Source organism: Brevundimonas sp. (genome assembly GCF_041648115.1).
Taxonomy (GTDB): domain Bacteria; phylum Pseudomonadota; class Alphaproteobacteria; order Caulobacterales; family Caulobacteraceae; genus Brevundimonas.
In genome coordinates this window covers 1-13,619 of the sequence record NZ_JBAZPR010000012.1, presented here as the reverse complement: position 1 = coordinate 13,619, position 13,619 = coordinate 1, and the positions used below count along the sequence as shown (strand labels likewise).

Below are 13,619 nucleotides of genomic sequence, written 5' to 3'. Positions count from 1 at the left end.
GTCGCAGCTAAGTCTGACCCTGTCGTTCGATCGAGCAGGTTCGCAGGGCTGGTAGGCTCTGGCGATGACGGGCCGGAACGGTCCGAATGGTGGATCCTCAGATTGCAGTCTGGGTTTGGTCGGCCAGGATTCAACGTATAGCCACCACCACGCGATATTAGTTATCCATCCGTCCCGGAAAGGGAAAGAACACCGACATGGTCCAAGAGCCCACATCCATACCTTATTGGACGACGCCGTGTTCGACGAAACGAGCCTGCCGACTGGACTACGTCACCACCACAGCACGAAGGCTGGCGTCTGGGACGTCATCCGCATTCCATGAGGGCGCGGTCATCTATACGATCGTCGGCTCGAACGAAGAGCGGCGTCTGACCCCCCAGCCAGGACTGGTTCTTCCTGAGCAATTGCAGTTCGTAACACCCGAGGGGCGGATGCGAATGCAAGTCGAGTTCTACGACCATCGACCCGTGCTAGCGACGCAAGCCGTAGCGGCAGACAGGCGGCCCGCGGTTGACCACGTGCGAGTGGACTCGCTCGCGTCGGGGCTTCCGTCGAAACCATGATCGAGTTTTTCGCCCGTCTCCAGATCGCCTGCAGAGGCCTCAGCGGGATAGATCACTTTCGACGCTTCCAATCTTTGGGCGCCGGGCGTGGGGGTCGCCTTAGCGGATTTTCCGATAGCCATCAGGTGTGTGACTTCCTTCCCACGGAACAGCAGGTGGTCTGTAATGATGCGGCGATGGCAGCGCCACCACACTGCTTCCAAACACATCAACGCCACTCGGCGTTCGCGGCCTAGACGGACCATTTCATCGAACGCGTCGCCGAAGGCGTTGCCGAGCGCGTAGTCGGCATAGTTGTGAAAACTCTGAACTCGCCACATCGCGTTGAGCCGAGGATCGACGGCCCACTGCCGGGGTCGCCGCCCGCCAAGTGGCGGGTAGTGCAGATAGCCGATTTGGTTAGTTGCGAGATCGCCGGGCAGCTGCTCGATATTGAAGACCGGGTTGGTGCGTGATCTCGGAAACCATCTGACGTCGACCAGCGTTTCGACCTGCGCCTGGCGCAGAACTTGTAAGAACTCGTCCAGGCTCCGACTGGAATGGCCAATGGTCGAATCCCGTCGCCATCAGCCGAGCTTCGTCAGCGCGTCGTCTTTATGGGCCGCAACATGGTCGGTTTTGTCACTTTTGATCTCATACTGGGGGGCATCCCTAGAGGCCCGATGGCGGTGTCCTTTGTAGTCGAAATCACCCATGTGGACCTTGATGATCCGACCGTTCACCCGGCCAGCTTCGGAATTCCAACTGACGTGGTCTCCCACCAAATATTTAGCCATCGTGGCCTCCTCACGAATGAATGACGGACGTGGCGGGTTCGTTCCCGGCCGCCACCAGACCGCTCTGGGGACCATTTTGGAAACGGCGGGTCCTGAATCTTCAGCTGATCCGACCCGGCTTTCGAACTTAGATAAACAATGTCCTGTTATCTTGCCGGTTCAAGGTTGCCTCCGGGGGGAGGCCGAAAGCAGACCTTGCAAGCGTCTGAGACGAGTCAGAGTCGGTCTTACCGAGAACTCGCTGGCTTCGACATGGTGCAGCTGAGGCTGGAGACCTCTAGTAATCGCGGGCTTGGTCATCCCCTGTGGAACCACGACGGCTAGACTCCACCCAGCTGATGAGTTCGTCAGCTACGTAGAGCACCGTGCCGCCCGCCTTTCGATAAGCTGGACCTGTCCCATGCACTCGGTACTTCTCAAGCGTGCGGGGAGAGAGGCGCAGGAGCGCCGCAGCCTCAGCGGTCCGCAGGTATCGCAGTTGTTCAAGACCTTGGCGGGACATGGGTGGGCGCTCCTACCCAGTCACGATTCCTCCTTTTCCAAATCCGAAGAAATCCCGAGGCATCCGACCGTGAGACTGCGGGCACCAAGCGAACGGGGGAGCGCGCCGCTGGCTCGCTCATCGGCTAATGATCGGCGTTTGTCTGACAATGCCGGCGCAAAGCCTATCCTGCCCTAGACCCTCATTCGCATTCAGGAGCCCCCCCATCGCCCGCCTGCTCGACGGCGCGGCTCAGGCGTCCGAGTGCCCCTCCCAGACGCGCTTCGACCGCTCTGGTCTCGATGCCCAGACGGTCGGCGATCTGCTCCACAGGCATTCCGGCGAAGCGATGGAGGACGAAGACATCCCGATAGTGGCGAGGGAGCCGCCGGATCGCCCGAACAAGAACTTGGCGCTCGCGCTCATCGTCGTCCAACTGCGATGGCAGCAGGCTCATTGATCGGTCCCGTTCACGATCGCTATCGCGGCCTCAACCGCGCTCAAAAGGTCGCAGATGGTTTGATCGACGACTTCGGGCAGAAGCGGGAGGCTTGGCTTGATTCCTGAGCGCAGGGCACCGCACCCATAAAGCGGACCTAGCACGGCAGCGAGTTCGGCAATGCCTCCAGGGACAGCCTCGAACCCCAGCATCCTGACGCAGCGGAGCGCCTTGCTAAGATCATGACGGAGCCAGACGCGAGTCCAATCGTCAGAGAAGCCGCGATGCAGGAGATATGCCTTCAGGCCGAGTTCGATGGCGATGGCTACGTAGTAGGCGGATGACGACCCTTCCCGGCCCTTAGCCGCCTGCCCCATCTCGTGGAAGGCTCGCGCATTCCTGACGAAGGCGCGAGCGAGCGCCCTATCTGGCTCGCGGCGCCGCCGATTTCTCATGACGCCCTTCGGATCACATCGAGGTCGCGAACCGCTCGCCTCAGTATCCCGTGGACCACCGCGTTCTCTTCTGGAGGACTTAGCCGCTCGGCAACGCGGAGGTTCGCCAACACGGCATCGAAGTCGCGACTCGGACTGATAGGAATCTTGCGCAATGACCGACCAAGCCGTCGATGCAGGATACGCAGGAGCGCCTCCACTTCGGACAGGCCGCTGGCATGTTGCGCAGCGTCCTTTTCGGCGTCGGATAGGGCGAACCACCCTGGCTGCCGCTCCAGCCTACCATTCAGCTCGCACCACGCTTCGAGGTAGCGATTGTGCTGGTCGTCCAGAGCCAGCCAGTTTTGGTGCCAAGACTGAATCGACATTGAGCCTATTCCGTTGATGAACCGGAGGCATGCAGCCGCACGCCTCGTCAAAGACGTGACTGCATGACTCGGCGCGCGAGGTGTGTATTAGTCCATTAGTATCATGCACCACTCTAATAGTCAATCCAAAAGCGTCTCGTATTTTACTTTTGGTGTCACGCCATGCTGACAGCCGCCCAAATCCGCGCCGCGAGAGCGCTTGTTGATTGGAGTGGGCCTCGGCTTGCCTCGGAAACAGGTTTGTCCCTTCCGACGATCAGGCGAATGGAAAGCGCGCTAGGTCCCGGCCGAAGCGCCGCTGAAAATGTCCATGCGGTTCAGAAAGCCCTCGAACAGGCGGGCGTAATCTTTCTATCCGCTGATCCCGTCGGTGGACCTGGGGTCCGGCTGAAGGCCTGATCGCCAGCAACATCGCATTGCAGCTCTTAGCCGGAGCAGTGCAGGGCTGTAGGAAGGGGCGCGGACTGCGCCCCATCACGGAAACAACGGCGACGGCACCCTTGACCGGCCGACACTGGCGTGGCGTCATTCCGGTATGCGCGCGCGAAGAAGGTGCATTTTGGCCCTCATCTTCAAAGACATAGACACACTTCAAAGGTGAGGGGTCACGGCGTGCCTTGTCGCATATAACTGGAAATGCTCGCTGTTTTCGCCCCCAACCCCGCCCGCACCTTGCGGCTTTTATCTTGCTCTCAATCGCCGAGGGCTCGCCAGCAACTAATCGACCACTCACTAAACAGTCCGTGCATGTGAACCGCCAAGCGATGCAGGCCCACGCCTCATTAAGGTTATTGGCGCCCGAGGAGCAGGTGACGGTCGAGCCTTGTCAGGCGCGCTTCGAGAGCTCCCGCGACCATGGCATTGGAGCGAATTCGGCTCTTGCGCCCAAGGCCGGCATTGCCGAGACTTCCGCTATGAAGGGCTCCCTCCGCAAACTGCCGCCTCCCAAACAGCGCGAGTTCGAACTGTACGACGGCATCATCGAGGACAGGTTCGCCACGGTCAGCGAGACCAAGCTCGCTGAGCTCCGGCGGAACGTCGCCGGTTGGGCGTGAGCACCAGCATGAGCAAATTCGCCGCGAGCCCTCCGCCGCCGCCTCACGTCGGACCCGCGTTTGAGGCGATGATGGCGGATATCGACGCCGCCCTGACCCGAAAAGGTTTCCCGATTGCCGACCGACCGATCCGCGCGGGAAGCGAGGTCAGCGTCCGCTACGGCATTCCGATGCCGATCGCGGTCACGGATGAGAACCGCCTGCCGCCGGAACTGCGCCCCTATGCGCCGCTGAGCCTCGCCATCCGTCGCTGGTACGATGACACCTACGGCGATCGGCTCAAGATCGACATGTGTCCGGGACGGACGGTGGTGCGCCTCGACGGCGATCTCTACCTCCTGAAAGTGCCGCGCATCTTCGGCAGCGTCGCCTTCGGCGTCTCGCGAGAGTTCTTGCCCGAGACGACCTCGGGCCGGCCTCCGCTCCAGGCCAATATCCTGCAGCTGATCGAGCATATGACGCCGACCAAGGCGTCGCGGCTGTCCGACGCCGCGCTGAAGGGAGCGGAACAGGCGTTCATGACGGCGCTCTGGGCGAGCTACTGTCTTGAGGCCACGCCCCATGACTTGCTTCAATCGGCCAGAGGCGATCATGCGACCGCCGTCGCCACCCTGATGAGCAACCGGGGCCGGTACGGCGAGTCCAAATGGGCGTCTCTGCAGGCCGCCGAGAAGACGCTCAAGGCGGCGATCGCCCTCCACGGCGGACAGTTCCAGTTCACCCACGAGCTCGCCAAACTGGCGCGGGAGCTTGGCCCGCTCGGAATCAATCTGGACGCGCCAGAGCTCCTCGCCGCGATCCAGTGCACGCCGGGCATTCGTTATGGCGAGGAGCCGTGCACGCAGGACGAAGCCCTTGCCGCACACGGCGCATCCCTGTCCCTGGTCAACCGGCTGCGCGACGCCGGCGCCCGCTTCAATCCGGGCCTCGGCTGACACCGAGACCGCCAGGGGAGCCCACCTTGCCGCCCATCCGCACCCATACCGTCCAGATAGTGGACGAACTGCATTTCACGGGCGGGCTTCGGGGACGCCGGCAAGGATCGGGGTGGCTGATAGGACCGTTGCGGGTCGACGGTGCCTTCGTCGAGATGGGGCCCGTTCCTGAAACGCATATAAGTATCGTCGCCGCCGAGCTCCGCGTCCGGGCCTTCGGCGCGGATGAAACCCTCTTGGGTGATCCACACCTGCCCACGCGGATTTGGAGGCCCTTTGTGGGGCTGGAGGCGACCTCCGGCCTGCCGACCGAGCTCTGGGGCAATATCGCCCACCATGCCGCTGCCGCCGCGGACGAGGATTACAGCGCGCTTGCGCGATACGTCTCCGTCTGCCTGCGCGCCTCGGACATCCGCCTGCGCGACATCTCCGACGGCTATGGGGCGCAGCTGCTGTCGGCTCTAACCAACGGCGCCGAGGTCGGCCATCCATTCGAGAATATCCCGCTGGCCGACCTGCACCTGGCCATCCACTCGTTCGTCGCGGAGATGGGCGCAGCGCGAGACTATCTGGCGGCCATCGTCGGGCGTCAGCTGGGTGCGCCCACCAGCAAGGACAGCCTGGCGCGGCTGATCGACTGGCTCGGCGCGGACGCGCGCAGGACAGCGGCATCGCAGCCGGCCGCGGTCGCGTTGACCAGAGGCTGGGCCGATGCGGAAGATCCTTGGCTGAAACAGCTTACGGACTACCGGAACCTCTTCCTACATCGGGGCCCCATGGGCGCGCGGGGCTTCGAGTCGGCGCCTAGGCTGGCCGCGTCCGCGACCCGACACGGCGAGGTCAGGACCTTGGTCCTCCCGATCCCCCGGCGCCTCGAGGGTCCGGACACTGTCGACGCCCTCACCCAGTTCGTCAGACTGCACTGGCAGATGTTCCAGCTGGCGGCGGACCTGGCCGCCGTGGCGTCCTACGCTTCGACCCCGATTGTCATCACCTCGGCAGACATCGTCGATGAGCCCCAGCCTCCGTCGCTCAGATAAAGCTGGACCAAGTCGATCTGTACGCTGCCGCCCGGTCCGCAACGCGACTGGGAGCCACACCGTCGGGGTGGACGATTAGGTCATCCCTCTCACCCGCACACCTTCGATTTTTAAGCTGATTGTGCGGCACGTTAACCGGCATTTAAACCGGCACAAACGCCTCAATTGCCCTTTGATTTTCGTTGCTCTGGCTGGACTATACACATGCCTCGCAACCGGCATAATAGGCGGCATGAACGTGTCCGCCATGGAACCCATGCTCCCAGAAGAGGCCGCCACCGACTTGGAGGACGGCGCAGCTGCGCTTTTGGCGGACGCCAACCGATTGGCGGGACGGATGCACCCCATCATGCTGCAGTCCGTCGGCGATCTCGTCCGGTCGATGAATTGCTACTATTCCAATCTTATCGAGGGCCACGACACCCACCCGCGCGACATCGACCGGGCGCTCGCCAACGATTTTTCGACAGAACCCAAGCAGCGCGAGCTTCAGCAGGAGGCGGTTGCGCACATCCATGTGCAGAGGTTGATCGACGACGACCAGGATCCTGGAGTCTGGCCAGCGACGGCCACTTACGGGCGGTGGCTCCACGAAGAATTTTGCAAGCTGCTGCCCGCGGAAATGCGGTGGGTGAAGAATCCCGATACCGGCGAACTCATTCGGCTCGTTCCAGGAGAGCTTCGCAAGAACGATGTCATCGTTGGCAAGCATGTCCCGCCGTACCACGCTGACCTGCCGCGCTTCCTCGGACGATTCGACCAGGCCTACGGCTCGCCGCCCCTCAGCCGCTTTCGCCAGATCCAGTCTGTCGGCGCCGTGCATCACCGCTTCTTGTGGATCCATCCCTTCGTCGACGGCAACGGCCGCGTTGCTCGGCTGATGTCGCATGCCTTGTTGAAGCGGCTTGGGGTGGGAACGAGTTTATGGTCCGTGGCTCGAGGCCTCGCTCGAAACGAGACCCGATACAAAGAACTGCTGGCCTTCGCCGACGCGCCCCGGCAAGGCGATCGCGACGGACGAGGCAATCTGACCCAGACGGGGCTGATGTCGTTTTGCAGATTCTTCCTCGAAACCTCGCGCGACCAGGTCGCCTTCATGTCGGAGTTGCTCGAGCCTGAGGCGCTCCTCCGCCGTATGGAGATCCATATCGAAGAGGAGATCCGGAGTCGTCGCTTGCCAAAGGGCAGCTTCCTGGTCCTTCGTGAGGCTGCCATGTCCGGCGAGGTTGAACGGGCGAGGGTTCAGGCCCTGACGGGCTATGAGGAGCGGGCGGCGCGCAAGATCACCTCGGCGCTGATCGACCGCGGCATGCTGGTGGCGACCAGTCACCGCTCCGCCCTTCGGCTGGGTTTCCCCAGTGATGTAGTGGAGCGTTGGTTCCCCCGTCTCTATCCAGCCGATCTCGAGACCCGATCATGAGAACAAAGCCTGTTCCGCTGATCCGCAGCTTCACGACGTTGCCGGCGGCGTACGAGCCCTCGGAGGACGGATTGATCGACGACGTGTGGGGGGCGATGTACGGGGCCGAAACCCATAGATGGCCGAAGCTCCTCGAGCAGCGCCGTGTCGTGATTCTCGCCGATGCGGGGGCCGGCAAGACCTTTGAATTGAAGGCCGAGGCCGAACGCCAGCAGGCGAAGGGCCGCGCCGCCTTCTTCATTCGTATCGAAGACATCGATGCAGCCTTCGGCTCGGCTTTCGAGGCCGGGACGCCCGAGCAGTTCGAGGCTTGGCTCGGCGGCGCGCATGACGCCTGGTTTTTCCTGGATTCGGTCGACGAGACGCGACTGGAGGAACCCCGGGCGTTCGAATCCGCCATCCGGACCTTCTCGGCCCGGATTCACGACGCCCGACACAGGGCATTCGTTTACGTCTCCAGCCGTCCGTACGCCTGGAGGGGGAAGCTCGACCGCGAGATGATCGAGGAGAGGCTCCCCTATGAAGCCCCGCGTGCGCATGCGGAGGCCGAAACAGACGGGAAAGCGGGCTGGAGCGATCCGACGGATGAGGACTGGGGCCTGGTCTATGACGATGCAGACTCCAAAGAGGACGGCGCGACCTCGGCGGTGAGTCTTTACCGATTGGCTCCCCTGCAGGACGACGACATCCGGATTTTCGCCGGACACCGCGGCGTCGCGGACGTCGACGGCCTGCTTCGGGAAATAGAGCGACGAAATCTCCATTCCTTCGCTCGGCGGCCGTTCGATCTGGAAGACATCATCGCGGAATGGGAGGAAGGCAAGGCGCTCAGCAGCCGCTTGTCGGTTCTCAAGGGCGGAGTGGTCCGACGGCTGACGCCGCCGCCGGGGGTTCTGCCAGGTGCTGTCCTGCCCATGAACCGCGCGCTCGCCGCGGCCCGCCAGCTTGCGCTCGTCGTCTTGCTGACGGGTCGGGCCAACATCTGGATTCCCGGCGACGGCGAAGCCGGACCGAGCGCGATCGACCCCCGCGCGGTTCTCACGGGGTGGACGGATGGCGATATCGTCAAACTGCTTTCGCTCGGGATTTTTGACGACCCGATCTACCGCGCCGTCCGGTTCAGGCATCGCGAGGTCCGCGAACTTCTTGCCGCGGAATGCCTGAGCGATCTGATCGCCGCCGGAAACCAGGACGCGGTCGAGGCGCTCATCTTCAAGTCTCAATACGGCGAGGCTGTGATCGTCCCCAGGCTACGGCCGATCCTGCCGTGGTTGATCCTTCTGGACGACAAGATCCGGGAGCGGGCGCTGGCCCTGGAGCCCCAGATCGGCACCGAAGGGGGCGATGTCGCGCGCCTCCCGCTCGTCGTGCGTCAAGCCATCCTCTCCGGCGTCGTCGGCCGGATCCTCAACGTCGACAGCCATGGAACCGGGGGGGACAACGCGGCAGTCGCCCGGATCGCGGAGCCTGATCTTGAGCCCGTGACGCTCGATCTGATCGACCGCCACGGCCACGACGACAGCGTGATCTTTTTCCTCGGCCGCGTCGCCTGGCAAGGCGGCATGTCGCTTTGTGCGCCGGCACTTCAGGCCATCGCCCTGGATCCGGACCGTGGGGACTACGCCAGGATCGTATCCGCAAGGGCTGTGGCGGCTGCGGGCGATGGGCATCAAAAAGCGCTCTGGCGTGCGCTTCTTGAGCAGGACAGTCTCGTTCCGCGTCAACTCGTCGGCGAGTTGATCGACGGTGCCACGCCGACTCTGGAAACCGTTCAGTTGATTCTGGACACGATGCCTCGGCTGGAACCGGCCGAGCGTTATACGGTCACGGGGCTTTCGCAGGCCTTGGGCCAATTCATCGACCGGCTGCCGGTACACAGCGATGATGCTCCGACCCAGCCTTTGGCCACGCTGGTGGACGGACTGGATCGACTGCTGGGCGCTGAGCCCCACATTGAGCGCGGCGATTGCCGAGTGTCAAAATCCAATCAGTGGCTCATGGGTTCTGCTGTCCAGGCTGTAGGACACCTCGTTTCGGCCCGCGCGAAAGCCAGCCTCGCGCCTTCGTCGATCAACGTCATGATCAATGTCCGGACGTTGCGCCAGTGGACGGATCGCGAAGTTTCGAAACATCAGGCCGTTTTGGAGACGCTGGTTCCGCGCTGGCCTGAATTGAACGACGCTCTGTTCTGGCGGTCGATAGAGGATCGTCGGCGCACCATGGATGCGGACGGCAAACGGCTGGCGGATGACTGGCCGGCGACGTGGATCGGACATTTCTGGGCGTTCGACGCCGCCAGTTTCGACCGCACGATCGGTTGGATACGGGCGCGGACCACGGCGAACGATCGGTCTGTCGCGCTCCATCGCTGCCATCGAACCTATCGCGAAAACGGCCGGCCGCGTCCGTGGCTTAAACGCCTCGAGGGTGCGGTGGTCGGAGATCCGAACCTGGAGTCGGTGCTTGAGCAGCTCAAACATCCGGTTCGGGATGAGACCGCAAGGGCGTGGAGGGCGACCGAGCGTCGATACAAGCGGCGCCGGACCAGAGCCAAGCAGGTCCGCGCTGACCGGCGTGCGCAGTGGATCGATCGGGTCAAGGCCGACCCGGAAGCCATCCGCCAACCTGTCGGGGTCGAGCCGGGCCAGGTGACCGGTTGGCAGTATGAACTCCTCAATTCGGTTGATCGCGGCGCCCGCAAGGCGCGCGGCCGAGGTGCGGATTGGCAGCGGCTTATTCCGGAATTCGGCCAAGCGGTTGCCGAGGCGTATCGCGACGCTGCTCGAGACACATGGCGAGCCTATCATCCCGGTCTTCGCTCCGAGGGTGCAGACCGGAACTCATTTCCTGCCGCGCTGCTCTTCGCCATGGCGGGGTTGGAGATTGAGGCAGGCGAAGATGGGCGCGGCCTCAACACCTTGCCGGAGGCGGAGGCGGGACACGCTCTGCGTTACGGCTTCTGGGAACTGAACGGCTTTCCCCGATGGTTCGAACCGCTCTACCGCGCCCATCCGCAAGCCGGGTTCGCGCTCGTCTGGTCCGAGTTGGTCTGGGAGCTTGAGAACGACGATCCCGGGCGCACGCTGCACGATATCGTCTACCATGCACCTTGGCTCCATGGAGATCTGGCGCCGGCACTGCTCGTTTGGCTATCCGGCCATCAGGTGCGTAATCTGGAAGTGCTTCGATATTGCCGCACGATCCTGACCAATACGGGCACCGCCCCAGGCGACCTAGCCGCGCTAGCCGAGGCTCGGGTGTTGGACAGGGCCACTCCGGCCGATCAATCCGCGCTGTGGCACGCCCTCTGGATCGACGTTGACGCCGGACCGGGACTACAGGCGCTGGAGCATAAGCTTTCGACCCTGCCCCCCGACACAGCGGACACCCTCGCGCTGGAAGTTCTCAACAGCTTGCCGATTGGCCGGGCGGACGACGAGGGTCGTGTGCGCAGCTTCCGGACCCCTCAGCATCTCGCCCGGCTTTACACGCTCGCACACCGCCATGTTCGCGCGGAGGACGATATCGAGCGCGGGAACAAAGGCGTCTACAGCCCGACCGCCCGCGACTACGCCCAGGACGCCCGCAACGGCTTGATCGCGATGCTGGTCGACATCCAGGGGCCGGAGACGCATGAGGTCCTGAAGGTGCTAGCCGCCAACCATCCGGATCCTAGCTATCGACCCTATTTGCGGCGTCGCGCCCATGATCATGCTGTCGCCGACAGCGACCTGAAGCCGATGTCGGTTCTTGAAGCGGCGAGTTTGGCGCGCACGGCGGGGTACGCCGAGGCGTCGAGAGACTGAAAACCAAGATTTGGCCTCTGAAACTCCGGCTCGGAGATCTGCCCTTGAGTTAGTCGTTGGCCGCAGGGGGCGTCCACAGGGCTTCCAAGGGTAGTTTCGGGTGCGGAATTTGGGCAAAACAGCTTCGTAATCCGACGAGCGGCCGCTAAGCGCACGTCGCATTTGGGTCGCCCATCCAACCGCAGAGGCGGGTGTGCCCTGGTTACGTTCGCAGTCGGCGGGCTGCTGTATGTTCGAACTCATCAAGAAGCTCGACCGCTTTTGAAGCTGCCGCATTCAACGCCCGTGCCTCTTCCCGCGTCCCAGCAGACATGTTGTCTTCCCCCTCCCCGCGCAGCCAGACGGTCTGCATGTCGGACCCACGAAGCGGTGCCGTAGTCCCAACCACGAGATCTCGAAATACGACCAGTTGAGCTCGGAGCGCCTTCCATTTCGCCTGGACCCGCCGATCTATGAAGTCATGCCGAGGGTCATCCCAAGTCACAGAGACTTCCTTAACCCCACGCCAACGATCCCGATGGAAGGGAGTTGCGAAATCATACTCCTTCAGGAATTCCCGCTCGGCGTCAGTGACGAGTGCGCGGAAGTTCGTGAACAACTGCACATCGCTTGGGTGAATTTCCACCGCTCCTTTCAAGGTGGAGAGCAGCCACAGCAAGACGCTCGCGATTAGGGCTGAGAATGCAGGCCAATCGAACTCCCAGCCGGCCTCTGGCCAGAAAAAAGCAGTTAACGCGCTCATCATTGCGATGCCGGTCGCCAACCGTGCTTGCCAAGTCTCTAGTTTGGTGAGAATCCAATTCATCGCTGGCTCCATCGCCTGTCACGTCGTCCCAACACCAGGCTGAGCACCGTCGTCGCGCCTGCGGCCGGCACCGGCAAGCCCATCATGAACACCGGCCGTATCACAGAGGTCGGGGAGATCGTCGGAACCGAGGATAATAAGTTCTCGCCCCGATATGATATCGAACTGATCCAAGCTCTGGCTTAGTTCGTCGGCTTGAAGGGTTAAGAGACGAGCCAACTGTTCCTGCACCTTCAAGCTCGGATCATCGAAACGACGGTCAAGAGTCGCGATTAACGTATCGAGCTTCAAGCCGACCTGTATGACGGTAATCATCAACAGTTCACTCTCGCCGGGGGTCTTATCGATTAGGCGATGGACATAGGCCTGCGCCGTCCTCAAAGGCTCCAACCGCGAGAGATGTCCCTCCGAGGACCACTCGATCAATCTAGCGGCAATGTGATTTCGGATAGCGAACATCCCAGTCAGAAGCGCCCGCTGTCTAAGTTCGCGCGCTAAGTCCTCCAAGCGCGCCTTCCTTCGGTCAGACAACCAGCCGCCAAGCAGGACGAGACCACCCCCCAGTACGGTGCCCGCGAGAGCTTGCGCAATTTTTATGACTTCTAACCAATCGTTGTTCACGTAACCACGCCGCCCAAGATGCCGGTGTCGATGCTACGGGCAAACTGCGATGGGAGGACACCCTCGCTTTCAATCTCGCTTTCCCCAAATTGTGATCCAAAGCCCCGCTGTGCGTAGGCTTGCGCGCCGGGTGCTTCCACGTGGCTTCCACGGGTGGATTTGGGGTGCGGAATTCGGGCAAAGAAAAACCCGCTATCCTATTGGAATAGCGGGCTAAATCTTGGGTGCGGGAGTAGGATTTGAACCTACGACCTTCAGGTTATGAGCCTGACGAGCTACCGGGCTGCTCCATCCCGCGGCAAACGGTAGTGTCGTGAAGGAAGAACGGTTCGAGAAGTGCTGCCTTCACGTAGGCCGAAGGCCTATAGGGCAAGCATAAAGCAATCATTCTGTCCGCCAGGTAGACCCGGCGGCGACCTACTCTCCCGCGCCTTGAGACGAAGTACCATTGGCTCTGGAGGGCTTAACGACCGAGTTCGGAATGGGATCGGGTGGGGAACCTCCGACATAGCCACCAGGTCAACCGGGCGGACAGAAGGATTGCATCTTGCTGGGCCTATAGCGCTTGCGCGCTACTTGAGGCCGACCGCTCTCAAGTAGGCCTGGGGGCCGATAGAGCGAGCAAGATTGAAGAAGACATTGTCGTGACGATCATCTGGTCAAGGATGATCATCGAATGAGTTTTGCTGAGAAACGATCAAACCGATCGGATTATTAGTACCAGCAAGCTTCATGGGTCGCCCCACTTCCACACCTGGCCTATCAACGTGGTAGTCTTCCACGATCCTCAGCGAAGCCTTGTTTTGAGGTTAGTTTCCCGCTTAGATGCTTTCAGCGGTTATCTATTCCATA

14 protein-coding genes, 1 tRNA gene and 2 rRNA genes are annotated in these 13,619 nt (G+C 62.1%); 6 read left to right on the top strand and 11 right to left on the bottom strand.

Annotated features, from left to right (window positions below):
- Positions 1 to 64 precede the first annotated feature (64 nt).
- A complete protein-coding gene (locus WC597_RS12080; RefSeq protein ID WP_372693545.1) occupies positions 65 to 325 on the top strand; it encodes a DUF1971 domain-containing protein in 261 nt (86 codons plus the stop codon).
- A 129-nt stretch (positions 326 to 454) separates the two neighbouring features.
- Here WC597_RS12080 and WC597_RS12075 read toward each other — a convergent pair whose 3' ends face one another.
- The 6 genes from WC597_RS12075 to WC597_RS12050 all read right to left on the bottom strand — a co-directional run bounded on the left by WC597_RS12075 (position 455) and on the right by WC597_RS12050 (position 3,085).
- Positions 455 to 1,093 carry a DUF488 family protein gene (locus tag WC597_RS12075; RefSeq protein ID WP_372693670.1) on the bottom strand — a complete coding sequence of 213 codons (639 nt, stop codon included), beginning with the start codon at positions 1,091 to 1,093 and terminating at the stop codon, positions 455 to 457.
- Between the two features lie 39 nt (positions 1,094 to 1,132).
- Positions 1,133 to 1,342, bottom strand: a complete 210-nt coding sequence (locus WC597_RS12070; RefSeq protein WP_372693544.1) for a DUF2945 domain-containing protein — start codon at positions 1,340 to 1,342, stop codon at positions 1,133 to 1,135.
- Positions 1,343 to 1,619: 277 nt separating this feature from the next.
- Positions 1,620 to 1,844 carry a helix-turn-helix domain-containing protein gene (locus WC597_RS12065; protein WP_372693543.1) on the bottom strand — a complete coding sequence of 75 codons (225 nt, stop codon included), beginning with the start codon at positions 1,842 to 1,844 and terminating at the stop codon, positions 1,620 to 1,622.
- A 181-nt stretch (positions 1,845 to 2,025) separates the two neighbouring features.
- Complete coding sequence (locus tag WC597_RS12060; RefSeq protein WP_372693542.1) at positions 2,026 to 2,280, bottom strand: sigma-70 family RNA polymerase sigma factor; 255 nt, start codon at positions 2,278 to 2,280, stop codon at positions 2,026 to 2,028.
- On the bottom strand, positions 2,277 to 2,717 hold the full coding sequence (locus tag WC597_RS12055) for a hypothetical protein (RefSeq protein ID WP_372693541.1): 441 nt from the start codon (positions 2,715 to 2,717) through the stop codon (positions 2,277 to 2,279). Before WC597_RS12055 ends, WC597_RS12060 begins: the two co-directional genes overlap by 4 nt.
- Entirely contained in the window at positions 2,714 to 3,085 is a 372-nt protein-coding gene (locus WC597_RS12050; RefSeq protein ID WP_372693540.1) for a hypothetical protein, read from the bottom strand. The genes WC597_RS12055 and WC597_RS12050 overlap by 4 nt, the downstream gene beginning before the upstream one ends.
- Before the next feature lie 914 nt (positions 3,086 to 3,999).
- Here WC597_RS12050 and WC597_RS12045 point away from each other — a divergent pair.
- The 5 genes from WC597_RS12045 (at position 4,000) to WC597_RS12025 (ending at position 11,341) form a co-directional block, all read left to right on the top strand.
- A complete protein-coding gene (locus tag WC597_RS12045) occupies positions 4,000 to 4,140 on the top strand; it encodes a hypothetical protein (protein ID WP_372693539.1) in 141 nt (46 codons plus the stop codon).
- 71 nt (positions 4,141 to 4,211) lie between these two features.
- A complete protein-coding gene (locus WC597_RS12040; RefSeq protein WP_372693538.1) occupies positions 4,212 to 5,075 on the top strand; it encodes a HEPN domain-containing protein in 864 nt (287 codons plus the stop codon).
- 26 nt (positions 5,076 to 5,101) lie between these two features.
- Positions 5,102 to 6,115 carry a hypothetical protein gene (locus WC597_RS12035; RefSeq protein ID WP_372693537.1) on the top strand — a complete coding sequence of 338 codons (1,014 nt, stop codon included), beginning with the start codon at positions 5,102 to 5,104 and terminating at the stop codon, positions 6,113 to 6,115.
- Between the two features lie 232 nt (positions 6,116 to 6,347).
- Positions 6,348 to 7,535: a Fic family protein gene (locus WC597_RS12030; RefSeq protein ID WP_372693536.1), complete on the top strand. Its 1,188-nt coding sequence runs from the start codon at positions 6,348 to 6,350 to the stop codon at positions 7,533 to 7,535.
- Complete coding sequence (locus WC597_RS12025; protein WP_372693535.1) at positions 7,532 to 11,341, top strand: hypothetical protein; 3,810 nt, start codon at positions 7,532 to 7,534, stop codon at positions 11,339 to 11,341. The genes WC597_RS12030 and WC597_RS12025 overlap by 4 nt, the downstream gene beginning before the upstream one ends.
- Positions 11,342 to 11,543: 202 nt before the next feature.
- On the opposite strand, the gene WC597_RS12020 is transcribed toward WC597_RS12025, so the two are convergent.
- The 5 genes from WC597_RS12020 to WC597_RS12000 form a co-directional block, all read right to left on the bottom strand.
- Positions 11,544 to 12,146 (bottom strand): hypothetical protein, encoded by a 603-nt coding sequence (locus WC597_RS12020; RefSeq protein ID WP_372693534.1) that lies wholly within the window; start codon positions 12,144 to 12,146, stop codon positions 11,544 to 11,546.
- Between the two features lie 18 nt (positions 12,147 to 12,164).
- Positions 12,165 to 12,767, bottom strand: a complete 603-nt coding sequence (locus tag WC597_RS12015; protein WP_372693533.1) for a hypothetical protein — start codon at positions 12,765 to 12,767, stop codon at positions 12,165 to 12,167.
- 221 nt (positions 12,768 to 12,988) lie between these two features.
- Positions 12,989 to 13,065: transfer RNA gene (locus WC597_RS12010), tRNA-Met, on the bottom strand.
- Between the two features lie 106 nt (positions 13,066 to 13,171).
- A 5S ribosomal RNA gene (gene rrf, locus WC597_RS12005) occupies positions 13,172 to 13,286 on the bottom strand.
- A 174-nt stretch (positions 13,287 to 13,460) separates the two neighbouring features.
- Positions 13,461 to 13,619 (bottom strand): 23S ribosomal RNA (locus WC597_RS12000); the annotation flags it as partial.